The 23,863-nt window shown below is 67.7% G+C and carries 24 protein-coding genes and 1 riboswitch; of the genes, 9 read left to right on the forward strand and 15 right to left on the reverse strand.

From position 1 onward, the window contains the following. Positions 1–19: 19 nt before the first annotated feature. The 5 genes from ACTWP6_RS03210 to ACTWP6_RS03230 all read right to left on the reverse strand — a co-directional run bounded on the left by ACTWP6_RS03210 (position 20) and on the right by ACTWP6_RS03230 (position 9,886). Positions 20–1,057 (reverse strand): lipase family protein, encoded by a 1,038-nt coding sequence (locus ACTWP6_RS03210; protein WP_443186795.1) that lies wholly within the window; start codon positions 1,055–1,057, stop codon positions 20–22. A 500-nt stretch (positions 1,058–1,557) separates the two neighbouring features. Further along, on the reverse strand, positions 1,558–2,592 hold the full coding sequence (locus tag ACTWP6_RS03215) for a glycosyltransferase family 2 protein (RefSeq protein ID WP_443186796.1): 1,035 nt from the start codon (positions 2,590–2,592) through the stop codon (positions 1,558–1,560). Between the two features lie 373 nt (positions 2,593–2,965). Next, positions 2,966–5,485: a right-handed parallel beta-helix repeat-containing protein gene (locus tag ACTWP6_RS03220; protein ID WP_443186797.1), complete on the reverse strand. Its 2,520-nt coding sequence runs from the start codon at positions 5,483–5,485 to the stop codon at positions 2,966–2,968. 452 nt (positions 5,486–5,937) lie between these two features. Then, positions 5,938–7,587 (reverse strand): DNA repair helicase XPB, encoded by a 1,650-nt coding sequence (locus tag ACTWP6_RS03225; protein ID WP_260755298.1) that lies wholly within the window; start codon positions 7,585–7,587, stop codon positions 5,938–5,940. Between the two features lie 31 nt (positions 7,588–7,618). Continuing rightward, positions 7,619–9,886, reverse strand: a complete 2,268-nt coding sequence (locus ACTWP6_RS03230) for a helicase-associated domain-containing protein (RefSeq protein ID WP_260755297.1) — start codon at positions 9,884–9,886, stop codon at positions 7,619–7,621. Positions 9,887–9,951: 65 nt separating this feature from the next. Here ACTWP6_RS03230 and ACTWP6_RS03235 point away from each other — a divergent pair, with 65 nt between their 5' ends. The 4 genes from ACTWP6_RS03235 to ACTWP6_RS03250 are packed head-to-tail and all read left to right on the forward strand — an operon-like array spanning position 9,952 to position 11,531. After that, entirely contained in the window at positions 9,952–10,137 is a 186-nt protein-coding gene (locus tag ACTWP6_RS03235; RefSeq protein WP_260755296.1) for a hypothetical protein, read from the forward strand. Positions 10,138–10,195: 58 nt separating this feature from the next. Next, the gene (moaC, locus tag ACTWP6_RS03240) at positions 10,196–10,633 is read left to right on the forward strand and encodes a cyclic pyranopterin monophosphate synthase MoaC (protein WP_260757813.1); all 438 of its coding nucleotides are present in this window, start codon (positions 10,196–10,198) and stop codon (positions 10,631–10,633) included. Further along, positions 10,630–11,109, forward strand: coding sequence for a MogA/MoaB family molybdenum cofactor biosynthesis protein (locus ACTWP6_RS03245; RefSeq protein WP_260755295.1), 480 nt, complete (start codon positions 10,630–10,632; stop codon positions 11,107–11,109). The genes moaC and ACTWP6_RS03245 overlap by 4 nt, the downstream gene beginning before the upstream one ends. Continuing rightward, complete coding sequence (locus tag ACTWP6_RS03250) at positions 11,106–11,531, forward strand: molybdenum cofactor biosynthesis protein MoaE (protein ID WP_260755294.1); 426 nt, start codon at positions 11,106–11,108, stop codon at positions 11,529–11,531. The genes ACTWP6_RS03245 and ACTWP6_RS03250 overlap by 4 nt, the downstream gene beginning before the upstream one ends. Before the next feature lie 2 nt (positions 11,532–11,533). Here the strand turns inward: ACTWP6_RS03250 and ACTWP6_RS03255 are convergent, their stop codons facing one another. The 4 genes from ACTWP6_RS03255 to ACTWP6_RS03270 form a co-directional block, all read right to left on the reverse strand. Then, positions 11,534–12,880, reverse strand: a complete 1,347-nt coding sequence (locus tag ACTWP6_RS03255) for a transglycosylase family protein (protein WP_443186798.1) — start codon at positions 12,878–12,880, stop codon at positions 11,534–11,536. Positions 12,881–12,889: 9 nt separating this feature from the next. Continuing rightward, positions 12,890–13,064, reverse strand: a riboswitch (cyclic di-AMP (ydaO/yuaA leader). Positions 13,065–13,345: 281 nt separating this feature from the next. Then, positions 13,346–13,612 carry a MoaD/ThiS family protein gene (locus tag ACTWP6_RS03260; RefSeq protein WP_260755291.1) on the reverse strand — a complete coding sequence of 89 codons (267 nt, stop codon included), beginning with the start codon at positions 13,610–13,612 and terminating at the stop codon, positions 13,346–13,348. Positions 13,613–13,615: 3 nt separating this feature from the next. Beyond that, complete coding sequence (gene moaA / locus ACTWP6_RS03265) at positions 13,616–14,677, reverse strand: GTP 3',8-cyclase MoaA (RefSeq protein WP_443186799.1); 1,062 nt, start codon at positions 14,675–14,677, stop codon at positions 13,616–13,618. Beyond that, positions 14,674–15,081, reverse strand: a complete 408-nt coding sequence (locus tag ACTWP6_RS03270) for a YccF domain-containing protein (RefSeq protein ID WP_260755289.1) — start codon at positions 15,079–15,081, stop codon at positions 14,674–14,676. Before ACTWP6_RS03270 ends, moaA begins: the two co-directional genes overlap by 4 nt. A 180-nt stretch (positions 15,082–15,261) precedes the next feature. On the opposite strand from ACTWP6_RS03270, the gene ACTWP6_RS03275 reads away from it, so the two are divergent. Both ACTWP6_RS03275 and ACTWP6_RS03280 read left to right on the forward strand, forming a co-directional pair. Continuing rightward, entirely contained in the window at positions 15,262–15,672 is a 411-nt protein-coding gene (locus ACTWP6_RS03275; protein WP_260755288.1) for a cold-shock protein, read from the forward strand. 102 nt (positions 15,673–15,774) lie between these two features. Next, positions 15,775–16,791 carry a glutathione S-transferase family protein gene (locus tag ACTWP6_RS03280; RefSeq protein WP_260755287.1) on the forward strand — a complete coding sequence of 339 codons (1,017 nt, stop codon included), beginning with the start codon at positions 15,775–15,777 and terminating at the stop codon, positions 16,789–16,791. A gap of 15 nt (positions 16,792–16,806) precedes the next feature. Here the strand turns inward: ACTWP6_RS03280 and ACTWP6_RS03285 are convergent, their stop codons facing one another. Both ACTWP6_RS03285 and ACTWP6_RS03290 read right to left on the reverse strand, forming a co-directional pair. After that, the gene (locus ACTWP6_RS03285; RefSeq protein WP_260755286.1) at positions 16,807–17,295 is read right to left on the reverse strand and encodes a DUF2771 domain-containing protein; all 489 of its coding nucleotides are present in this window, start codon (positions 17,293–17,295) and stop codon (positions 16,807–16,809) included. Further along, entirely contained in the window at positions 17,292–18,989 is a 1,698-nt protein-coding gene (locus tag ACTWP6_RS03290; protein WP_443186800.1) for an MFS transporter, read from the reverse strand. The genes ACTWP6_RS03285 and ACTWP6_RS03290 overlap by 4 nt, the downstream gene beginning before the upstream one ends. Positions 18,990–19,087: 98 nt before the next feature. Here ACTWP6_RS03290 and ACTWP6_RS03295 point away from each other — a divergent pair, with 98 nt between their 5' ends. Then, on the forward strand, positions 19,088–19,891 hold the full coding sequence (locus tag ACTWP6_RS03295; protein ID WP_443186941.1) for a DUF3027 domain-containing protein: 804 nt from the start codon (positions 19,088–19,090) through the stop codon (positions 19,889–19,891). Between the two features lie 9 nt (positions 19,892–19,900). Here the strand turns inward: ACTWP6_RS03295 and ACTWP6_RS03300 are convergent, their stop codons facing one another. Then, the gene (locus tag ACTWP6_RS03300; RefSeq protein ID WP_260755284.1) at positions 19,901–20,353 is read right to left on the reverse strand and encodes an SRPBCC family protein; all 453 of its coding nucleotides are present in this window, start codon (positions 20,351–20,353) and stop codon (positions 19,901–19,903) included. Positions 20,354–20,363: 10 nt separating this feature from the next. After that, a complete protein-coding gene (locus tag ACTWP6_RS03305) occupies positions 20,364–20,615 on the reverse strand; it encodes a DUF2530 domain-containing protein (RefSeq protein ID WP_260755283.1) in 252 nt (83 codons plus the stop codon). Positions 20,616–20,692: 77 nt separating this feature from the next. Between ACTWP6_RS03305 and ACTWP6_RS03310 the strand changes: the two genes are divergently transcribed. Both ACTWP6_RS03310 and ACTWP6_RS03315 read left to right on the forward strand, forming a co-directional pair. Next, on the forward strand, positions 20,693–21,520 hold the full coding sequence (locus tag ACTWP6_RS03310) for a TrmH family RNA methyltransferase (RefSeq protein ID WP_443186801.1): 828 nt from the start codon (positions 20,693–20,695) through the stop codon (positions 21,518–21,520). Further along, complete coding sequence (locus ACTWP6_RS03315; RefSeq protein WP_260755281.1) at positions 21,517–21,789, forward strand: DUF2537 domain-containing protein; 273 nt, start codon at positions 21,517–21,519, stop codon at positions 21,787–21,789. The genes ACTWP6_RS03310 and ACTWP6_RS03315 overlap by 4 nt, the downstream gene beginning before the upstream one ends. Positions 21,790–21,810: 21 nt before the next feature. Here ACTWP6_RS03315 and sepH read toward each other — a convergent pair whose 3' ends face one another. After that, entirely contained in the window at positions 21,811–22,629 is an 819-nt protein-coding gene (gene sepH, locus ACTWP6_RS03320; RefSeq protein WP_443186802.1) for a septation protein SepH, read from the reverse strand. Positions 22,630–22,719: 90 nt separating this feature from the next. Beyond that, positions 22,720–23,844 carry a phosphoserine transaminase gene (gene serC / locus ACTWP6_RS03325; RefSeq protein ID WP_443186803.1) on the reverse strand — a complete coding sequence of 375 codons (1,125 nt, stop codon included), beginning with the start codon at positions 23,842–23,844 and terminating at the stop codon, positions 22,720–22,722. Positions 23,845–23,863 lie beyond the last annotated feature (19 nt).

Genomic DNA, 23,863 nt, shown 5'->3' on the forward strand with positions numbered 1-23,863 from the left:
CCGCGCTGTCACCCTCGAGCTACTGCCCTACTCCACCTGAACGCTCAACTGGACAGTTCGACGGCGCAGGGACCCCGTCGAATCGGGCGGCCACCCACCTCGCCACGATTGAGGCGGATCTCCACAAGACGTTGGCGTGATCGGCGCTTGGAATCTGTCGGTACTCGATGTGTCCGCCGAGTGAGCAGCTGTCGGCAACCGCTGTGCGCACCCACTGCGCGAAGACCAGGGAATCCACGGCGCCGGAGACGACGAGCATCGGCCGGTCCAACGGGCGTTGGGGTAGCGCGATTTTGCGCATCGCATCCCGCAGCTCAGCGACGTCGCGGGGAGAGTCCGGCGTGGTCTCGTTCGTCCCGCTCAGCTGATCGACGACGGTTTTCCAGGGGATCGGCGCCGGGTATCTCCTTGGGGCTGCGTGTGCCTCGCCTCGTTGCGCACAATGGCTCAGGCGTTTCCGCTGGGCCTCAGTTGAACCATGCAGGAAGGCCCTCTCGTCGAGATCTGGGTTGTATCGACCCAGGCCGACGATGAACAGCGGGAACAGCGCCAGCTGTTCTTCCGTGAGTGAACCCGACCAGATGAGGTCCGCCGTGGCCGTCACATTTGCCGCCGGTGCGAGCGCGACGCTCCCCACCAGTTCGAGACCACCGCCGTAGTACGGATTCAACTCGTTGGCGGCCCACACCGCTTGTCCACCCTGTGAATAACCGATCGCCGCCCAACGTGTGGACACAGTCGGCGAGAGCTCGCGCAAGGCTCGGACGGCGTCGATGGTGTTGAACGCCGCAGTCCGTTGCTCGAGATATTGATGTGAGCCAGTCTGGCCGAGTCCTTCGTAGTCACTGAGTGCGACGGCGTACTTGCGGTCCAGCAGAGATTCAACGATCGGCGAGTATCCCTGTAGATCCGGCTGGTAGGAGGGACCGCAGTCGGTGCCGATACCGGTCGTACCGTGTGCAAACGAAACGACCGGCCAGCCACCAACCGGCGGAGTTCCGCGGGGGAGGAAGAACGCTCCGGAAACCTCGCGTTCCCCGCCGTCGAGGCCGGACACCGACCTGTAGACAGCACGCCACGAGCCGCCAAGTACCGAATCCGGGTCGGCAAGCGGCGGGTCGTAGGACTCCTTGTGGACGATTTGGCCACGGCTCTGCCAGACATCTGCGGGGACATCAGGCAACGGCACCACGATCGGGGCAGCGATGGGCGCGGACGGCAGTAGCGGGTCAGCGGTGGTCAAACCGAACATCGAAAGAAAGACCAGGAGTGGAAAGACCAGACGCCAACTGGATCTGGCGAATTCTGCCAGCGCCGCCCGTAGCGCGGTACTTCTGCTGCTTCGGCGATGACGCATCTATTCGCTACCGCGGAGTGCGCCGTCGGCGCTGCGATGGTCAACCGTACGAGTAGCTATCGCAGTCAGCCCTTTCCCGTTGTGCCCAGACAGAGCGCGGGCTGGTGACGAAACTCCGAGCTCCATCTGCAGCCTAGCGAAGGGTGATCGGCAACGTGACCGACCTGGTGATTCGGTTTCGCAGCGCGGATTTCGGCACGCTACCGCACTCGAGGCGAGTTGGCCTGCCGGCTCTCCACCGGGTTTGCGCGGTCGGCGGGTGGTAAAGCGATCTCACGATGACTACACAGGGGCGACCGCAAGTCGGACGGCATTGGCAGCATGCGCTGCGGAATCACAGCCCTGAAGCGCGCAGCGAGATATCCAACGGCTGCGGCGGCCAAACCACAGAGCGCCGCCAGTCCTTTGATCCGGTTCGAAGCGTCTCCACTCAGCCGACGCAGGGCGGAACAAGCTGCGCGGCGCACGAAGTCCCGCTCCGCGTCGAGCGTGGACCGGTGGCCGATGTTGCTTTCGAGTGCTGCCTTGCCTTGGCCTTCGGAAAAGCACCGCTTGAGAAAGAACCTGAATGTGCTTCGCGAGGCTGGCACCTCGTGATTGATGACCGCGGTCGGCACATACACCCAGTGCCCCTCACAGGCGGCGGCCATTCGAACGCACAGATCGGTGTCTTCTGGTTCACACACCGATCCGACTTTGCCGAAATCGGTTCGGAATCCTCCGACCGCCAGAAACGCTGCCGTTCTGACGGCCATGTTTCCCGACCACACGTTGCGGACTCGTGAGGTGACGGTCGGCTGACCGCGGTAGGACCCGCCAACGGTCCACGCGAAGTCTTCGGGAAGCCATCGCGGCTCGCCACGTGCCCACACCGGGACATATTTTCCGCCGCAACCGACCGTGGTGTCCTCAGAGAAAGGCCGTATCAGTTCCGACAGCCAGTCCGGCTCTGCAAACTCGTCGTCGTCAAGAAAGGCGACCAGGGGTGTGGTGGCCACTCGGACCCCGGCATTACGTGTTGCCGAGGCGCCTCTGGAGTCTCGGTTGAGGACGGCGAGCACTCGAGGGAATTCGTCACGAACGATGCTGAAGAGCTTTTCATTGTTATCGACCGCAACGACCACCCGCACCGACGGAAGTGTTTGCGTTTGCACGGATTTGACGGCCGCCCGAATATTCGCCAGCCGGTCCACGGTGTGGCATGGGATGACAACAGTGATCGCATCGTCGGACATGTGGTACTCCTCCCCCCGGATAGTTGTACCAAGGCACGACGTCGGTAGCAGCCGCAACGGCTAGATGCGAGAGAACCTTCGGCCGGGATATGGCTCGTCGAGGTCCACCGTCCTCGGAGGTTCTCGTGGCCGAACGCAATGCTCATCCGACGTGTGACGGTCGAAGTATTTGATAGCGCAACAAAATTGGTCTGGACTTGACCCAGATGCGGCGACCGTTTCCTCATGGTTGGCGTGCAAAGTCATTGGGATCGTCGACCAGGCCGGCAGATTGCCTCGACGGTCGACAACACCGTCCGAGACACTGCGGGCGGGTGGGGTGGCCACTGGGCGGTGAGCACCCGATCGCAGCAGAAGCGATCGCGCCGAACCGCTAGATCAGCGTGCCGTTCTGGCTGCCGAGAACCACGTCCGTGCCATTGCCGGTCACGGTGTTGCCGGTCAGGAGATAGCCCGTCACGCCGCCGTTGGTCCAGATGCCGTACTTGCGATTGTCCGTGACCTTGTTGTCTTCGAGCACCGCCCGAAGGACATCGTGGAGAACGATGCCGCTGCCGTTGCCGTAAACGGTGTTTCGGCGGAGGTACAGGTCTTGGAGAGGGGCGAGATCGGCCTTGATGCCCGCATCCAGATTGTTGTAGAAGATGTTGTCTTCGATCCAGGTGTTGTTGCTGTTGTTGACGATCCGCAGACCGCAGGTGCAGTTGTAGACGATGTTGTGGTGAATCCAGTTGTTGGGTCCGGAATTGTCGTGCTTGGTTTCGGTGCCGATGACCCCGCTGTATTCGCCGATCTCGATACCCGCCCCATTCGGGCTGACCGAGGTGCCGTTGCGGACACAATCCGAAACGGTGTTGTAGCGGATCTCGTTGCTGTACTCGTCCTCACCGTGCAGATCGATAGCGCCGGACACGGCCCCGGTGATGGTGTTGTCCTCGATGAGGTTGTGGTGCGCACTCTCTTGGATGAGGATCCCATGGCGGATGACCGGCCCGATGGTGTTGTTCCTGACCCAGTTGTTGTGGGATCCGGCTTGGTCGATGATGATCCCGTATCCGGACCCGCCGCCGTCGAGAGCCGAGGCGTTTCGAATCATGTTGCCCTCGACGAGCACGTTGTCGGCGTTTTGCAGCTGGACGCCGAAGCGCCGGTGCTTCTCGATGAACAGGTCTTTGACGGCGATCCGCGATACCTGGCCGCGACTTTCTGAGCCGAGTCTGACGCCGGCGTTGTAGATCTTGCCCGAGGCCTGCCTGATGGTGAAGCTGGAAATCGTCAGGTTGGTGGTCCCGCCCGGAGCGTAAATCACCGCATGCGGGTTGGAGAACATGTACGTCATCGTCGAGAAGGCGCTCGCCAGCACCGTCGCGTCGCGCGACTGACCGATCAGCGACACCCCCGACTTCAAGGTGATGATCGACTTGACGTGGTAGACGCCGTCGGGGATGTAGACGACATCACCGGCCTGCGCGGCGTTGATCGCCTTCTGGATCGCGGCGGCATCGTTGTCCGAGGACTTCCCCGAGGTCGCACCGTAATCGCGGACGTTGAGGGTCTTTCCGGACGGTTGGTCCGCGTGCTGGAACGGATCCTTCAAGCCGGCGTCGTAACCCCCCGGGCTCTGGGTGGGCTGATCCTGCGTCGCTCCTCCCGTCGTGCCACCGGGGGTGCTGTCGGGATTGTCCGGGGCGATCTTCGCGATGGACACCGTGACCGTCCGCACGATGGTGCCTGCCGGAGTGCCGGCCGTCGCCCCGCTCAAAGCCCGGACCATCTTGTTCCACATGCCGTCGAACCCGTGCGTGTGCTCGTCGGCATTGGTCTCCCGCACCACGACGGTGAACGTGTCGGTCCCGCCGCTTGCGGCCAACTCCGCTGACGGCGTGTAGGTGTAGTTGCCGTCGGTGTCGACCTGCACACTGCCGCGTTTCGGGCCCGAGGACAGCGTCACCTCCAGCGGATCTCCGTCCGGATCCTTCGCCCCGACGGTTCCCGTCACCACGCCCTGGCTGGATTGCCCCGGCTTCTGCACCGGCTTGGCCGTCGGCATCTTGTTGAAGTACGTGCGCTGGAAATTCAGGAACAGGGCACTGAGAAGCTCTGACAGCGTCTTCGGCGCCGCCGGTGTCTCCACCGCGGTGGCGGTTGCGGTCGCCACGCGCGCAACGGTTCTCGACGCCTGAGGCGCCGTCGCGGTGTCGACGGCCGCCGGGATCACCAGTGCCGTCGCCGTTGTCGACACGGAAGTGTCAGCGGGGTCGCTCGTCGACCGGTCGACCTCCGTTGCGACGTCCTCACGCACGGGAATCGACTCTTCGCGCGCGGCGGAATCCTCAACGGGATCTGCCTCGTCGATGATCGGGGTCTCCGGCCGAGCGGCGTCCCGATCCCTGCCTGCCGCATCCTCGGTGCTGACCGGCGAGGGTTCAGCAACCGGATCGGACGCGTCCTCGTCGCCCTCGGTGCCCGTGCTGTCGTCCGAGTCCTCGACGGTCTCGCTTGAGTCCTTGCTGTCCGCCCCGTCTACGGTGTCGTCGCCTGACGGATCGTCCGTCGAAATGTCGTCGCCGGCCTGGTCTTCGGTGGCGACGTCGGTCGGCTCCCCGTCGACGTCGGTATCGGTGTCGGTGTCGGCTTTGCTGGTCGACTCGCCGGCGCTGCCGTCCGATGACGACGACTCTGTCTTCGCCGACGCACTGCTGGCGGGTCCAGTTGAACCGGCGGCGTCCTCGGCGTAGGCGATCCCGGTTCCGGAGATCGCTGCAGCAATGCCGACGCTCACCGCTCCGGCGGCCAGCCATGCGTACGGTTCGACACGGCGGTGCTGGCGGCGAGTTGACCGCTTCCGCCGCTGCACATCCTGCGTCGGGGGTGCGTCCCCTGTGCTGTTCATATCGCGAATTACGCGGTCCATGGGTGACCCCCGATGTCGAAGCTGGCCTGGCTGCCGCGCCAGGCATCAACATGTTGAGCCATCTAGGTCCCTTTATGCAGCAATTTCGAACTCGCTGCCCATCTTTGCATTTATGGCAACTCAAAAACTGATTGCCAAAAGTCGGCTTATGCGTGCAGTGACGTCCCGCAGCGGGCCAGCTTAGGCCGCTGGACTGAGCTTATCCGCTGGTAGTGCGACAGGCGGGCCGCGAGCTGGTGCGTGCGGACGTTTCCCGGCAGGAGCTCGATTCACGCTCATAGATATGCCGAATATGCGAAGAGCAAATTTATCTCGGGCGTCATCCGTACTTGTGAGGCATATCTCAGCAAGGCCGATCAATGGTGCAGGCAACGCGGTCGAGGCGCGTTTGAGCGCCATTTGTTAGTCGAGTACCTGTTGGCGTTCGAGTGTCAGATGGCGGGGCCGAGCAGGTCGTCGGCATCCTTGATGACGTAGCCGTAGCCCTGTTCGGCAAGGAACCGCTGTCGGTGCGCGGCGTACTCGGCGTCCAGGCTGTCGCGCGAGACCACCGAATAGAAGACCGCACCGCCACCGTCGGCCTTGGGGCGCAGCAACCGTCCGAGTCGCTGAGCTTCTTCCTGGCGTGATCCGAACGTTCCTGAAACTTGCACGGCCACACTGGCTTCGGGCAGGTCGATGGAGAAGTTTGCCACTTTGGACACGACCAGCGTCCGGATCTCACCACGGCGGAAGCCGTCGAAGAGGGCTTCGCGCTCGGCGTTCTTGGTCGACCCCTGGATCACCGGCGCGTTCAGTTCGGCGCCCAGCTCGTCGAGCTGGTCGAGGTACGCGCCGATCACCAGGGTCGGCTCGTCCGGATGCCGTTCCAGGATCGACTTCACCACAGCGATCTTGGTGTGCGCGGTGGCGCACAACTTGTACCGCTCGTCCGGTTCGGCTGTCGCGTAGAGCATGCGTTCGTTGTCCGTCATCGTGACGCGGACCTCGATGCACTCGGCCGGCGCGATCCAACCCTGCGCCTCGATGTCCTTCCACGGCGCGTCGTAACGCTTGGGGCCGATCAACGAGAAGACGTCACCCTCGCGCCCGTCCTCGCGGATCAGGGTGGCCGTGAGGCCGAGGCGTCTGCGGGACTGCAGATCGGCGGTCATCCGGAACACCGGTGCGGGGAGCAGGTGCACCTCGTCGTAGACGATCAGGCCCCAGTCGCGGCTGTCGAACAGTTCCAGGTGCTTGTACTCGCCCTTGGTTCTGCGCGTGATCACCTGATACGTCGCGATGGTGACGGGACGGATCTCCTTGCGTTCCCCGGAGTACTCGCCGATCTCGTCCTCGGTCAGGGACGTCCGCGCGACCAGCTCGCGCTTCCACTGCCGGCCGGCCACGGTGTTGGTGACCAGGATCAGCGTGGTGGCGCCGGCCTTGGCCATGGCGGCCGCACCGACCAGGGTCTTCCCGGCCCCGCACGGCAGCACGACGACACCGGATCCGCCATCCCAGAACGAGTCGGCGGCCATCTGCTGGTAGTCGCGCAGCTGCCAACCGTCCTGCTGCAGATCGATCGGGTGGGCCTCGCCATCGACGTAACCGGCGAGGTCCTCGGCCGGCCAGCCGATCTTCAGCAGCATCTGCTTGACCCGGCCCCGCTCGCTGTTGTGCACGATCACGGTGTCGTCGTCGAGCCGGGCGCCGAGCATGGGTGCGATCTTCTTGTTCCGCAGCACCTCTTCGAGGACGGCGCGGTCGAAGCTCACCAGCGTCAGGCCGTGCGCCGGATGTTTGACGAGCTGCAGGCGGCCGTAGCGGCCCATGGTGTCGACGATGTCGACCAGCAGCGGTTGCGGCACGGCGTAGCGCGAGTACGTCACCAGGGCATCGACGACCTGCTCGGCGTCGTGCCCGGCAGCTCGTGCGTTCCACAGCGCCAGCGGGGTGATGCGGTAGGTGTGGATGTGTTCGGGGGCGCGCTCGAGCTCTGCGAACGGCGCGATCGCGGCGCGCGCCGCGCCGGCCTGCTCATGGTCGACCTCGAGCAGCACCGTCTTGTCGGACTGCACGATCAGCGGGCCGTCGGTCACGCGGCACCTCGGTGATAAGTCATCCCACCTATTATCCGGACTCGGCGGACACGACCGATGTCACCCGGTGGATCGCGAACTCGCGGACCCGCCCCGACGCGGGGTCGTAAGCGGTCAGTTGCCCGCCGCGGACATTGATCGGGGCCACTACCCGCTGGGTCGCCACACCCGCCGGATCGACGTAGCCGATGACCACCGACTGCTGATGGTGGGCCGCGTGCTGCAGTTCCGAGATGGCCGCGGCCGGATCCAATCGCAGGCCCGACGGCGGCGCCGACGCGACCTTGCGCAGCACCGCGACGATCGCGGCCAGCGTCTGATCGGTGGGCGCCGCGTTGTGCCGATATCCGCGGCGCCGCCCGGGCGACGGGACGCGGGCGCCGCGGCTGCGCAGATCCACGACCGTGCCGGTCGTGTCCTCGGCGGCCGGTGCGAACCCGGCGCTGCGCAGCGCGTGGAGCACCTCGCTGATCGGCGCCTGGGACACCGCCACGGTGGGCGCCAGCACGCGCAGCTCGACCGACTCGGTGGCCGGTGCCGCCACCGCCTGGGCCAGCAGCGCGGCGTCCTCGCAGCGAACGAACGCCGACGCCATCCCGACCCGCAGTTGCCCGTGGCGTCTCGCCACGTCGTCGATCAGATATGTCAGCGCTTGCGGCACTGGTGTTTTCGAATGCCGGTTGAACAGCGCGTGCAGCTCGCCGGCGGTGTTGCCGGTGTCGAGCGCGCGCCGCACCGAAGCCTCGTCGATGCGGTAGACCATGGCCGCGCCGGCCGACTCGACGGTGGCGACCGCGGCCAGCTGCTCGGCCAGCGCACGTTCCAGCGGGCCGGGAACCACCACCGTAAGGTCGGCCTGCAGCAGGAAATGGTCGATCGGCGCCGGAAGGACTTTCTCCATCGCGGCGATGACCGCGTGCTCATCGTCGCCGGCGAGCAGGCGCCGGATCGGGGAAGCAACCGCGCCGCGGCCCACCGCCCCGACAGCATGGGCCTCGGTCAGCATGTCGGCGACAGGGCCGGGTTGCAGCCGTACCGCCCACCGCGGCCGCTTCCAGACCATCGCCTGCGAGGCGGTGCCCGCATCCACGCCTGAGCCCGGCGGCAGCTCGGCGAGGATATCGAGCATCAGCCGGCGGTCCAGCGGCGCCGCCGTCGAGAACAGCGAATCCGACAGCGCCGCATACGGTTTGTTGTCGGGCCCGCGGGTACCCACGAGGCTGGGGCGGCCAGGAAGCTCAAGCCAGGCCGACACCACGAGATGCCATTTCGCGGCGGTGGGAGATTCGACGAATCGATCGAATGCCACGGTCGGTGCCCAGTGCGATCCCGCGCCGTCGTCGGGTTCGGGTTCCGGCATCCCCGGTGCGACCAGCCCGGCGGCCGCACTGACCTCAAGGATCAGGCCCAGCCGGCGTTCGTCGATCCCGGTGTTCTTGGTCAACCGCTTGACCTCGCGCACCCCGAGTCCACCGCTGCGCAGCTCGGGAACCGGTGCGGCGCTGAGTGATTCGAGGACCACTTCGATCTCACGCAGGAAGTCGATCGCCGCGCCCGCGGCGACGGCGTCCACGTCGGCGGCTGTCGTCGTCGTCACGGTCGGATCGGGAGCGGACAGACTCACCGGGCCCGGCTGCTCACCACGGAGCACCTGCCCGACCAGGCGGGGGAGGATGACGGTGTCGTCGTCGAGGCGGCGCAGCAGCCCCGCGGTCAACAGCCGCTGAACCGGGCGCTGCGCCGGCGTTCCCGGCATCGCGTCGCGGGTCCGGCCGATCGGCGAGCCCTCCAGCAGCTTGTCGAGCAGATCGCGTGCGGCGTCGTCCATCGATTCGAGCGCAGCGGTGACCTCGGAGCCGGTCTGCGTCGCGCTCTCCTGGGTGACCTGCCCGGGGTACCACGGCAGACTCGACGCCGCCTCGGCGACGACCCGCAGCGCACCCTCGCCCTGCAGGTCACCCCAGACCAGGGCGCGCGCGGCCAGGTCATCGACCGCGGCGCGCAGATCAGCGGCGGCCACGCGCTCGCCGAGGACCTCGGCCAGGTCTGAGAACGTCGCAGCGGTGGTTTCGGCGTGCACGCTAAGCAGCGCGTCGAGCACCGCCAGGTGCAGAAAGTCCAGATCGTCGGTGGCGACTTTCACCGACTGACGTGCGGCGGCGCGCGCCGCCAGCGCGGCGACGGTGCCCGGCGGAGGCTGGGTCAGATCCGGCCGCAGACGCAGCAGCTGGATCAGCCGCTCGTCGTCCAATTCCGCCAACCAGGTGCCCAGCGGCACACCTGGACTCTTCACGCTCATTGCTGACCAGCGTAAAGGAGCCTCCCGACCTCGCCAGCCGCCGAGTCGTTTGCCACAATGTCAGCGTGGCTGATGACAAGAAGAACCGATACGTCGACCCGGGTTGGCCCACGACGGACCCCGATGACCACGCGGTCAGCGAGCTTGCCACCGACCGCACCGGTGCACTGTCACCGTTCGGCGACGTGACGTTCCCGCTGCCCGCCGACGAACTGCCCTTCATCCAGGCCGTCACCGTCATCAACAAGTAGCGGTGCGCTCCGGGTGAGTGAAGGCCTCTCGCATCTCGACGAGACCGGCGCGGCTCACATGGTCGACGTCACGGCCAAGGACGCCACCAAGCGTGTGGCCGTGGCTGCCGGCACCGTGCACACCCGGCCGGACGTGGTTGACATGATCACCTCCAACGGCCTGCCCAAAGGCGACGCGCTGGCGACGGCCCGTGTCGCGGGGATCATGGCGGCGAAGAGAACCAGCGATCTGGTGCCGCTCTGCCACCCGTTGGCGATCACCGGCGTGGACATCGATTTCACCGTCGGCGGTGACGACGATCCCGGTGCGGTCGCGATCACCGCGACTGTGCGCACGACGGACCGCACCGGGGTGGAGATGGAAGCGCTCACCGCGGTCACCGTCGCCGCGCTGACCGTCTACGACATGATCAAAGCCGTCGATCGTGCCGCCTCCATCGACGATGTCCGTGTGGTGCGCAAAGAAGGCGGCAAGACGGGGACCTGGGTCAGATGACGCGGTCGGGCCTGGTGGTCATCGCGTCGACCCGGGCATCCGGCGGTGTGTACGAAGACCGGTGCGGTCCGGTCCTCGTGGGCTGGCTCAACGGCCGGGGGATAAACACCCCGCCTGCGACCGTCGTCGCCGACGGCGCACCCGTGGACGCCGCGCTGCGCAGTGGGCTCCGAGAGCAACCGGATGTGATCCTGACCTCCGGCGGAACCGGTATCTCGCCGACCGACGCCACCCCGCAGATCACCTCGGCGCTGCTGGACTACGAGATCCCGGGCCTGGCCGATGCGATCAGACGATCAGGACTTCCGAAAGTTCCGACATCGGTGCTGTCGCGCGGCGTCTGCGGTGTCGCGGGCCGCACGCTCATCGTGAACCTGCCCGGCTCACTCGGCGGCGTCAAAGACGGTCTCTCCGTTCTCGCCGAGGTTCTCGACCACGCCCTCGACCAACTCCAAGGCAAGGATCATTCCCGATGACCACCGTGCTGCGGGCCGCGCTGACGGAACAGTCCATCGATACGACAGAGCACGAGCGGCTGGTGGTGCATGAGGCGGCGGGCGCTGTGGTCACCTTCGCCGGCGTGGTGCGTGACCACGACGGCGGTCGGACGGTGACCCGGTTGGAGTACTCGTCGCATCCGTCCGCCGAGCAGACACTGGCCGACGTGGCCGCCGAGATCGCCGCCGCGAGCCACGGAGTCCGTGCCATCGCTGTCAGCCACCGGGTGGGCACCCTGCAGATCGGGGATGCCGCGCTCGTCGCCGCGGTGGCCGCAGACCACCGCGGCGCGGCCTTCGAGACATGCGCACGCCTGGTCGACCGGGTCAAAGAACGGCTACCGGTGTGGAAGCACCAGTTCTTCGCCGACGGCACGGACGAATGGGTGAATTCCGCCTAGCCTCAGGCGGGCGGCACCACCGGAGCAGGCTCGGGCGCGCCCGGGGCGGGCGCGGGAGCCGGAGCAGGCGCGGGAGACGGGGCAGGCGCCGGACCCGCCAGCGGTGCGACCGGAGCATTCGGTGCCATGCCACCGGGGTCCGGCGTGGTCAGCGGTCGCTGGGTCAGGGCCAGCAGCGCGTCCGCGCCCGAGATCTCCTGGGTCTGGATCGCGTGCCAAATCTCCTTGAGATACGTGACGTTCGGGCTCTGCGCAGGTCCCTGCGGTGCCATCGCGGTGCCTGGCGGGAGGTTCTCGGGGCTGGCCAGGTGCGGAACCTCGGTGGGAACGGCAAGCTCGCCGCTGATCGCCTGGTTGGCGAGGTCGTAGGCCGGCGCCGGCACATTTACGGCACCGAGCGGAGCCAGCGGGTCGGGGGCCGGTGCGGCGACGGCGACCGGTGCGGGGACAGGCACCGGCACCGGCGCCGGCGGCAGGGCCGGGTCGGCGGGAGCCGGCTGCAGCGGCGCATCGACACCGAGGGACCACAACTGCGGCTGCTCGGCGGGCACCGGAGCGGCGTCCCAGTTGGCCGCGGCGATGATTGCGCTCGGCGGCGCGTCGACCGGTGCCGGCGGCACAGGTGCGTCAATGGGAGCGACGTTCACCACGTCGACGGCCGGGGCGGGGGCCGGAGGCAGGACCTCCGGAGCCGGCGGCAGCGGGGCGGGAGCCGCGAGCGCGTCCGCCGGAGGCGCCGGTGCGGGTTCGGGTGCGGGCGGCATCGGCGCGGGAGCCGAGAGCGGATCGATCGGCGCTGGTGCGGGTGGCAGCACCTCGGGGGCGGGCGGCAACGGCGCCGGGGCGGCCAGCGCGTCGAACGGAGCCGGGGCAGGCGGCGCAGGCGGGGCGAACGGGTCGAGGGGCGGCGGGGGAGGCGGCAGCATCCCGTCGAGGCCGACCGGTGCGACCGGGGCCGGTGGTTCATCGACGACGTTGCGTGGCGTTGCGGCGGAGAGCGGCCCGCCGCACGTCGGCCATGCACCCTTGCCCTGCGAAGCCAGGACACGCTCGGCGACGGCGATCTGCTCTTCCTTGGTGGCCAAGTGCGCGGCCGGGGCGAACTCGCCGCCGCCGTGACCGGACCAGGTGCTCGGCGCGAACTGCAGACCACCCTGGTAGCCGTTGCCGGTGTTGATGGCCCAGTTGCCGCCCGACTCGCAGCGGGCGACCTGGTCCCACTCACCGTCCGTCGCCGCTCCGGCCTGGCCGGCCAGCGCGATGCCGCCACCTCCGATGACTGCTCCGGTGAATGCGATCTTCGCGACGTTTACAGCAGATGAAGCGGGCTTGCGGTGCCGTCCACTCATAAGTGCGTGTGGTCCTCTCTGAAGCGCCCGCGAGGTCAGCTGTCGGGTTCGGGCTGGAGAGGTTGCCCGGCCGGCGTCGTCGAAACGGCGACGGCTTCACCCCAAGGAACCGAACGGTTCCTGGTCCTTCTATGTCGGTGGACCGGTGGGTCCCCCGCCTCCATCCAAGTTGTATCTCGTTGTCCCCGCGCACCAACGGATGGAGCTCGGCGCAATTGGTGTGCGGCAGGCCGGTCAGATGTGGGGGGCGATCGGCCTGGTTCAAGACGGTAACGGCTCGTCTGGGCCGCGTCACCTTTTGCTCACCGCCGTGTGTCCGCCGACGGCAAATACTAAAAAAACTCTAAAAGACCAGTAACGACCGTTATTCCTGCAGGTGCCATACCGCGCAACCGTGCCGTAGCCATCCCGTGACCATTCCGTGATGTGACGCAAATCACGGATTAGATTTATGTGCGCGTGAAGTCAGCCGCCGGCGAACGGGGGGAGAACATCGACGGTCTGCCCGTGGCGGAGTTCAGAATCCATGTCGCGCACCGCAACTCCGTCGAGCAGATAGGAACACCGCGCCAGGACCCGGGCCAGGCCGGCGTCCCTGGCCTTCAGAAGGTCCACGAGGTGTGCCACCGTGCCGGCGGGGCCGACGTGCAGCAGCTCCGATTCCGTGCCTGCCGCCGCGCGGGCTGCGGCGAAGTAGCGGACGGTGACCCGTGCCTCGGCGTCAACAGTCATCGCTCATCCGCCGATCGCGCTCATCGGACGGTCGGGTTGCACGAAGCCGGGGTCATTGATGCCGTGACCGGCGGCTTTCGTCCACATGGCCGCCCGCCACGCACTCTCCAGCGCGGCGTCGTCCGCGCCGGAACGCAGCAGTACCCGCAGGTCGGTTTCCTCACGTGCGAACAGGCAATTGCGGACCTGCCCGTCGGCGGTGAGCCGGGTGCGGTCACAGGTCGAGCAGAACGCGCGGGACACCGACGCGATGATGCCGATGTGACCTGCCACGCCGGCGCCGTCGCGCACCTGCCAGAGCTGAGCCGGCGCCGACCCCCGTGGTCGTGGATCGGGTGTCAGCGTGAAGTGAGCGCTCAGCGCGCCGAGGATGTCGTCGGCGGTGAGCACACGGTCGCGTGCCCACGAGTGCCCGGCGTCGAGAGGCATCTGCTCGATCACGCGCAGCTGGTAGCCGTTGTCGACGCAGAACCGCGCCAGCGACACCACGTCATCCAGGCCGGTCACCGGGTCGAGGACGGCGTTGACCTTTACCGGACGCAGGCCGGCGTCCTTGGCCGCACGTAGACCGGCCACCACATCCGAGAACCGGTCGCGTCGCGTGATCGCGGCGAACCGGGCCGGGTCGACGGTGTCGAGGGAGACATTGATGCGGTCGAGTCCGGCGGCCTTCAAAGCTTCGGCACGTCTGGCCAACCCGATGCCGTTGGTCGTCAACGTGATCTCGGGGCGTGGCCGCAACGCGGCGGTCGCCGCGACGATGTCCTCCAGGAACGGCGCCACCAGGGGTTCGCCGCCGGTGAACCGGACGCTGGTGATGCCGAGCCGCGTGACGGCGATGCCCAACAGCCGGATCAACTCGTCCGGGTGGAGCTTCGCGTCGGCCGGGAGCCAGTCGAGCCCCGCGGCCGGCATGCAGTAGGTGCAGCGCAGGTTGCACAGATCGGTCAGCGACACCCGCAGGTCGGTCGCGATCCGGCCGAAGGTGTCGATCAACGGGCCCTCGGCGGGGGCCGGAGACGATGGCCGGTGCACCGACGGCACGCCGAGTGCGACAACGGTCACGGCACCGCTCCGACGATCCGACCGTGCGCCTGGTCGACGGGCACGATCTCCTTGCCCAGGGGCATCAACGACACCGGGATCAGCTTCAGGTTGGCCAGGGCGAGCGGGATGCCGACGATCGTGATGGCCATCGCGATCGCGGTGGTGATGTGGCCGATGGCCAGCCACACACCGGCGACGATGACCCAGATGACATTGCCGATCAGTGCGCCGGGGCGCGGGCCCGGCTTTTCGACGATGGTGCGGCCGAACGGCCACAGCGCATAGGCCGCGATACGCAGCGAGGCGAACCCGAACGGGATCGTGACGATCAGGACGAAGCAGATGAGCGCGGCGAGGAGGTAGCCGAGTGCCAGCCACAGGCCGCCGAAAATCAGCCAGATGACATTCAGGATTAATCGCATAGCAGTCGATTCGTCTTCCTTCTGCGGTGACTCGCAGCCTACCGACATAAGGGGATGCTGGCTGTGCTGCGGTCCGAGTAGGATCTCCCGGGACGCGTCCCGACGCAGGCGGGACGCTTACTTTATGTACCCCTACAGGTACAGACATCTATCGGCTCAGACAGACAGCAGGTGAGACCAGTGCCGACCGGCCGGGTGAAGTGGTACGACGCGGAGAAGGGCTTCGGGTTCCTCTCGCAGGAGGACGGCGAGGACGTGTACGTGCGGTCCTCGGCGCTGCCCGCCGGTGTCGAAGGCCTCAAGGCCGGTCAGCGGGTCGAGTTCGGCATCGCGGCGGGGCGCCGCGGGCCGCAGGCGCTCAGCCTCAAGCTCATCGACCCGCCGCCGAGTCTGACCCGCACACGCCGCGAAGCCGCGGCTGCCGAGCACAAGCACACACCCGACGAGCTGCACGGCATGGTCGAGGACATGATCACGCTGCTGGAGAGCGCCGTGCAGCCGGAACTGCGCAAGGGTCGCTACCCGGATCGTAAGGTCGCCCGCAGGGTCTCTGAGGTGGTCAAGGCGGTCGCCCGCGAGTTGGACGCGTAAGGCGCGCGCCGGACCCTGCACGCGGCCGCCGACCTTCGGGCCACGCTCTGCGGGAATGCCGTTTCGGCGGTCGGGGATTGGCGCATTGGGTATGACTGAGCCATGAGTTATGTCGCCGACCCGTCGAGTTCCGGCGGAGAGTTCAGCCGGGACACCGAGTACATCTCGACGCGGATCACCGCCGACGGTCGGGACGGATACCCGGTCGAACCGGGCCGGTACCGGCTGATCGTGGCCAGGGCATGCCCGTGGGCGAACCGCACCATTATCGTGCGTCGGCTCCTCGGACTGGAGGACGCTCTTTCCATCGGCTTCTGCGGACCCACCCATGACGAACGCAGCTGGACCTTCGACCTCGATCCCGACGGTGTGGATCCGGTGCTGGGAATCCACTATCTGCGCGATGCCTACAACAAGCGCATTCCGGACTACCCGAAGGGCGTCACAGTGCCCGCGATCGTGGAGGTCGCGACCGGGCAGGTGGTCACCAACGACTTCCCGCAGATAACGCTGGACTTCTCAACGGAGTGGACCGCCCACCACCGCGAAGGAGCCCCGGAGCTCTACCCCGAACCCCTGCGCGACGAGATCGACGAGGTTGCCCAGCGCATCTACACCGAGGTGAACAACGGTGTGTACCGGTGTGGGTTCGCAGGATCCCAGCGCGCCTACGAGAAGGCTTATGACCGGCTGTTCACCGCGCTGGACTGGTTGTCCGACCGCCTGGCCGAACGGCGGTATCTGGTCGGGGACACCATCACCGAAGCCGACGTTCGCCTGTTCACCACGCTGGCGAGATTCGACCCGGTGTATCACGGCCATTTCAAGACCAACCGCAGCAAGCTGTCGGAGATGCCGGTGCTGTGGGCCTACGCGCGGGACCTGTTCCAGACCCCGGGATTCGGCGACACCACCGACTTCGTGCAGATCAAGCAGCACTACTACATCGTGCATTCGGACATCAACCCCACCGGTGTCGTGCCGAAGGGGCCGGATCTGTCGAACTGGTTGACCCCGCATGGTCGAGAAGCCCTGGGAGGCAGACCGTTCGGCGACGGAACCCCGCCCGGACCGACCCGTGAGGGTGAGCGTGTGCCGGAGGCGCACTCGGCCGGCTGACGCGAATCGGTGCGGCTAGCCCTGCTGCCACACCGTGCGCACCGACCACTCGGCGTGCGGCACCGGGAATTCGTTGCCGTCCTGGTCGCGGACCAGGGTCGGCAGCTGCACCGCGAATCCGGTGAGTCGGCCGCGCTGCGCGTCCACGGTCGGGATCGTCACCGCCAGTCGGCTGCCGGGGCGGAACTCCTCGACGAGATCCGCGTCCTCATAGGCGCGGATCAGCACCCATGGCGCCTGGCTGATGTCGGCCGGAATGGACAACTGCACGGGGTCGCGGCCGATGACCCGCAGCTCACCTTGATCGGCGGGGACGACGCAGTCGGTCGGGTTGAGCACCTCGCAGAAGCGGTACGGGCCCACCCGGGCCAGCTGTCCGTGCGAGTACGCCGAGATCTCGGGGAGTTCCGGTGCGTGGTCGCGCGCCCGCTGCCAGACGAAAACGCCGGTACCGATCGACGAGAGCAGGGCCACCGCTGCGAGAACAGCGACAACACGTTTCACTCCTGGGTCACCACCGCATCCGTCCGTACGCCTTCCTGTTCTGCCAGCACCGGCCGGTTGCCGCCGAAGCCCGGTACCAGTGACTCGCCACGATAGCTCAGCACGGTTTGGGCCAGTCCGAGGATCAGGATCGCGGTGATGGTGGTGAAGCCCGCATACAGGTCGGTGTAGATCAGCACGCCGGTCGCGCCACCCGCGACCCAGGCCAGCTGCAGCAGGGACTCCGACCGTCCGAACGCCGACGCGCGTGACTCCTCGGGCAGGTCGTCCTGCAGGGAAGCATCCAGTGACGCCTTGGCGATGGCGCTGCAACCGGAGGTGATCAAGGTCGCGACCGCCGCGACCAAAAGATTCCCGGTCAGCGCGGTCACCAGGGCCGCCGCGGTGACCGCCACTGCGCACCGCACGACCAGCCGCGCGGGATGGCCGAGTTTGAGCCGAGCCGCGGTGAAATTGCCCGCGAAGTTCCCGACGGCCGCCGCGGCGCCGATCATCCCCAGGATCCGCAGCTGCTCCCAGCCGCCGGCGTCGTGGGCCTTCGCGACGAACGCCGGGTAGAGGAACAGGAAGCCGACCATCACCTTGATCGTGCAGTTGCCCCACAACGACGTGATGATGTTGCGGCCAAGCGGTTGGCGGGCCCGGGTGACGCCGCCCCCGTGCGGCGGGCGGCGGAGCGGGTCGGTGTGGTCGGTCTGGCCGTGATAGCTCAAGGTCGCCGGGACCTCACCCTCGGTGACCTCGACCCATTTCGGGATCCGCATGGACAGGACCGCACCGCCGATGGTCACCGCGACCACGATGTAGAGCGCGCCGGGCATCTGGAACAGCTGGAATCCCCATTCGGCGGCCGCTGCGATGCCGCCGCCGACCAGGGTGCCGCCCAGCAGACCGAACGTCGTCAAGCGCGAGTTCACCCGGACCAGGTCGATCGATGGTGGCAGCACTCGTGGCGTCACCGCGCTGCGCAACACCGAGAAGGACTTGGAAAGCACCATCATCCCGAGCGCACACGGATAGAGGACCCACGACGGGAAGCTGCCGGTCGCACTGTCGAAGTTGGCGATGAGCACCACGGCGAGCACAGTGCGCAGGGCGAACGACGCAGCCAACGCGACCCGGCGGCCGTGTTGCAGGCGATCCAGAGCGGGCCCGATCAGCGGAGCGATCACGGCGAACGGAGCGATCGTTATGAGCAGGTACAGCGCGACGCGGCTCTTGCTCTCACCGGAGGCCGCCGCGAAGAACAGGGTGTTGGCCAGCGCCACGGCCATGGCGGCGTCGACCGCGAAGTTCGCGACCACCGGCCAGGTCAGTGCCGTCAGCCCCGACTTGTCGGCGCCGTCGGCGGTCGCGGCCCGGTGCACCAGGCCGTACATTTTGGAGCCCATCTCGCGGCTGCGCTGTGCAGCCACCCGGGTGACCGTGACCTTTTCTCCGTTACGTCCGGGGGGCGGGTCGTCATAGCGGTCGTGATGGCGGGCGCTCTCGTCGAGTGGGGGCAGCCAGCGGTTCCCGCCCTGATTCGGCGAATAGGGCCGCCCCCGTGCGGCGCCGCGGTGACCTGGACGCATGGTCGGTTCGCTCGGGTAGTTGGCCATCCCCGGGTGTTCGCCCGCAGGCGGACGCGGCGGGTAGTAGCGTCCACCCTGCTGACCGTCAGGGTCCCGGTGGTCACGCCGCGGTCCGGTCACGCCGTCGATTCTCCCCTATGGGGACGACAGGGGCCGCGCAGCCGACCGGTGTGGCTGGCCTTCGCCCGGCTCAGGCAGTATTGGAGGCGATGGACAGCATGACCGAACCCGACCCGCAGGCCGCCGTACCGGGTGCCGAGGTCGACCCGCCGGCGGTCGAGAGCCCCGGGCCCGAGCTTGAAGCGGTGCTGCTAGGCGCTGTGGAGGCGGCGCGTGCAGCGATCGTGGAATACAGCGGCGAGGACACCGTGGGTGAATACCTCGGCGCGGGTTTCGAGGACCCGAGTTCGGCCACCCATCGCTTTCTCGCGGAGATGCCGGGGTATCGCGGCTGGCAGTGGGCCGTCGTTGTCGCCGCGTGTCCCGGCGCCGAGCGCGCCACGATCAGTGAGGTCGTCCTCGTGCCCGGCCCGACCGCACTGCTCGCGCCCAAATGGGTGCCGTGGGACGAACGGATCCGGCCGGGTGACCTCGGGCCGGGTGACCTGCTGGCTCCGCCTGCCGATGATCCCCGACTCGTTCCGGGTTGCACGGCCACCGGCGATCCGCAGATCGACGAGGTCGCGGTCGAGGTGGGTCTCGGACGTCGCCAGGTGTTGAGTCTGTGGGGCCGCAACGACGCCGCCCAGCGCTGGCACGACGGCGACTACGGGCCGGGCACGCCGATGGCCCGGGGCACCCGGCGCGTGTGCCGGGACTGCGCCTTCTACGTACCGCTCGGCGGTTCTCTCGGCGGGCTGTTCGGCGTGTGCGCTAACGAGTACGCCGCCGACGGGCACGTGGTCGACGCCGAGTACGGGTGTGGTGCGCACTCGGATACGCCGGCTCCCGGCGGCAATGGGTCGCCGCTGTTCGATCCGTACGACGACGGGGTCCTCGATCTCGTCGAGCGCAGCGAGTAGTCGGCCCGGTCAGCGCTCCGCGGCGGTCTTGATGCGCGTCAGCGATGCGTTCATGCCTTCGATGAGTTCCTGCTCGAAGTTCGGGACGCCGCCCATGAACTTGCCGACCAGAAAATTCGACACCGCCGTCGTGCCGTTCTCGGCGTGCCGGGTCTCGACCAGCCGGGTGCCGGCTTCCGTCGGCTCCAGTTCATAGCTCCATACGGTGTGGTTCTCGTTGACCCGGAACGCCAGCTTCTTTTCGGGGATGAACTCGGTGATCCGGCAGGTGGTGGGCCAGAACAGGAGTCCGCGCCTGTTGAAATTCACGGTGCGGGCACCCTGGCGCAGCTGGCCGACCGGCTTCATCAGGCGGCACTGCGGGCTCCACTGCGGCATCTTGCTCAGATCCGAGACGAGCGCCCAGACCTTGGACACCGGCGCGTTGATGTCGACCTCGGCCTGCAAAACCGGCGCTGCCATCGAATTCCTCCTACGTCAAACCGCGTTGAGCGCCGCGGTGTCCGCGGCGCACCGCGTGACGTTGCCACAGAAATATCGTCGTGCCAAGCACTCCGACGCCGAGGCCGGCGACGGTGACCGGACGCCACTCGTGCAGAGCGCCGACCGTGAACGCCAGCACGGCGGCGATCAGCCATCCGCACGCGATCACCACGATGACGGGCCACGGCGTCAGCAGGCCCCCGGGCAGCGGCGGGGGTTGCGGTTCGGAATCGGTGTCCATCGCGTCCAACTTAACGACCACCGCGGGGCGCTGGGTAGTCTCAGCGCTGTGCTCGTCACTGCCTGCCTCGAAACAGCGTGATCGCCAACGGCGTTGAAGTCATCGACGTCAGCGATCCGTCCGACCCGCGACTCGACGACTTCCGTGATCTCAACAGTGTCGACCGCAGACCCGACCTTCCCAGCGGCAAGGGGTTGGTCATCGCCGAGGGTGTGCTGGTGGTACAGCGGATGCTCGCGTCGCGGTTCGTCCCTCGCGCGCTGCTGGGCACCGATCGGCGGTTGGCCGAACTGGGGGCGGACCTCGACGGCATCGGGGCGCCGTTCTACCGGGCGTCGGCGGAGGTGATGGCCGAGGCGGTCGGCTTCCATTTGAACCGCGGGGTGCTGGCGTCGGCCTCCCGGGCCCCCGATCTGACGGTGCCCGAGGTGCTCGCGGGGGCGCGGACCGTCGCCGTGCTCGAAGGTGTCAACGACCACGAGAACCTGGGCTCGGTCTTCCGGAACGCCGCGGGACTGGGTGTGGACGCGGTGGTGTTCGGCAGCGGCTGCGCCGACCCGCTGTACCGGCGGGCGGTTCGGGTGTCGATGGGGCATGCCCTGCTGGTGCCGTTCGCCAAGGCCGGCCACTGGCCCGGTGATCTGGAGTTGTTGCGGCAGAGCGGTTTTCGGTTGCTCGCGATGACGCCGGACCCTGAGGTGCAGACCCTCGCCGAGGCGATGTCCGGTCTGGCGGAGCAGCGGGTGGCCATCCTGGTGGGCGCCGAAGGGCCCGGCCTGAAGGAACACACGATGCAGGCCAGCGATGTGCGCGTGCGTATTCCGATGTCGCGCGGTACGGATTCGCTGAACGTCGCCACTGCTGCCGCGCTGGCGTTCTATGAGCGGGATAGGCTCGCCCGGTGAGCGACGAGACGCCGTGGGGGACGGGCCTGACGGTCGCGGTGTTCGTCGCGGCGGTGGTGGCCGCCGCCGTCATCGTGCTCAGCATCGGGCTGATGCGGGTGCACGTGCTGCTCGCTGCGGGACTGAATCTCGTTGCGGTGGGCGGTCTGGCGCCCACGGTCTGGGGTTGGCGCCGTGTGCCGGTGTGGCGCTGGTTCGTGCTCGGGACGGGCGCCGGTGTCGCCGCGGCCTGGATCGCGTTGCTGGCGATCGCCGCCTCGGGTGGGTGAAAAACGTTGCGCGCGTAGAAGCTAGCGCTGGCCGCCGCTGGAACGGACACCGAGCAGGACGTCCTCCCACGCCGGCACGGCGGGCCTGCTCTTGCGGGAGCGGGGGGCCTTGGCCGCCGGTGCGGGCTCAGGCGTCTCGGCGACCTCGGGCGCGGGTTCGGGTTCGGGTGACTCGACCGGGGCAGGTGCCTGGACCTCGTCGGGTTCGCCCAGGGCTAGCTGTGCCACCGCCGCCAGCGGACGCAGTGGGCGCGCGAAATTCGGATCGATCAACTCGGACGCGGCGTCGTCGAACGCGGTGACGGTGCCGCCGTGCGCGCCGGGCGCGTAGCGGAAGTGGGCCACGTTGTCCGACATACCGGCCTTCCAGGCCAACTGCACGGTCCACCGGCCGTCCTCGTTGCGCCAGGCGTCCCAGTCCGCGCCGTCGGGATCCAGTCCGCGGGCAATGAGCGCCGAGGTGACCGTTTCGAGCAGGGTCAGCACCGACGGGCCGTCGGCCAGCACCGGATGCGCAGCGGTGGCCAGTTCGGCCGCGCGGGCGCGCTCCAGCAGCACCGGGTGGGCGAACCGTTCGACGCGGGCGATGTCGACTCCGGCGGCCGCGGCGACCTGTTCGACCGATGCTCCGGCCCTGATCTTCGACTGGATCTCGCGCGGACGCAGCAACGTGGGAACCTCGACATCGATGGTGGTCTGGGCCGACCCGGCGCGGTCACCGCGCACGGCGGCCTTGAGCCGGTCGTCGGAGCGGAGGACGAACTTCTCGTCGGAGTCGCTGGTCTCGCAGATGATGCGTCTGCCGTCGACATCCAGCCCGACGACCTTGAGCTCTCTCATTGCGACCTCCTCCGGGCTTGCGCGAGCCCGATACAGAAGGTGACCCTACTGCGTGATCAATCCGTAACCGGGATGACACGCGGCACGGGGCTACAACCGCTGCACCACCCAGTCGACGCATGCGGTCAGGGCGCTGACGTCGTCGGGCTCGACCGCGGGGAACATCCCGACGCGAAGCTGGTTGCGGCCCAGCTTGCGGTACGGCTCGGTGTCGACGATGCCGTTGGCTCGCAGGATATTGGCGACGGCGGCGGCGTCCACGTCATCGGAGAAGTCGACCGTCCCCACCACTTGCGACCGCAGGGTCGGGTCGGTGACGAACGGTGTCGCAAACGGGGCGGCCTCGGCCCACGAGTACAGCCGCGACGATGACTCGGCGGTGCGCTTGGTCGCCCAGTCCAGGCCGCCGTTGCCCAGCAGCCAGTCGATCTGCTCGGCGAGCAGGATCAGCGTGGCGATCGCCGGGGTGTTGTAGGTCTGGTTCTTGAGGCTGTTCTCGATGGCGATCGGCAGAGATAGGAACTCCGGCACCCAGCGACCCGAACCCGCGATGGCCTCCACCCGGGCCAGCGCTGCCGGAGACAGGATCGCCAGCCACAGGCCGCCGTCACCGGCGAAGTTCTTCTGGGGCGCAAAGTAGTAGGCGTCGGCCTGGGTGATGTCGACCGGCAGGCCGCCCGCCGCGGAGGTCGCATCGATCGCCACGAGCGCGTCGCCCGATCCCTCCGGGCGCACCACCGGGACCGCCACTCCGGTCGAGGTCTCATTGTGTGCCCACGCGATCAGGTCGACCGACGGGTCCGACTGTGGCGCGGGCGCGCTGCCCGCGTCGGCCTTGACGACCACCGGGTCGCCGACGAACGGGTTTTTGTCCACGGCGGAGGCGAACTTGGAACTGAACTCGCCGTAGGTCAGGTGGAGCGAGCGCTTGTCGATCAACCCGAACGCGGCGGCGTCCCAGAATGCCGTCGACCCGCCGTTGCCGAGGATCACTTCGTACCCGTCGGGCAGGGAGAACAGCTGGCGCAGTCCGTCGCGGACGCGACCGACGAGGTTCTTCACCGGCGCCTGCCGGTGCGAGGTGCCGAACAGGTGGCCGGCCGTGGCGAGGGCCTGCAGCTGTTCCGGCCGGACCTTTGACGGCCCGCAGCCGAATCGCCCGTCGGCGGGCTTGAGATCGGAGGGGATGGTCAGGGAGGGCGAGCTGTCGGCCATGGCGCCAAGCCTAGAACCG

This window comes from Mycobacterium sp. 4D054 (assembly GCF_052245755.1).
Lineage (GTDB): Bacteria > Actinomycetota > Actinomycetes > Mycobacteriales > Mycobacteriaceae > Mycobacterium.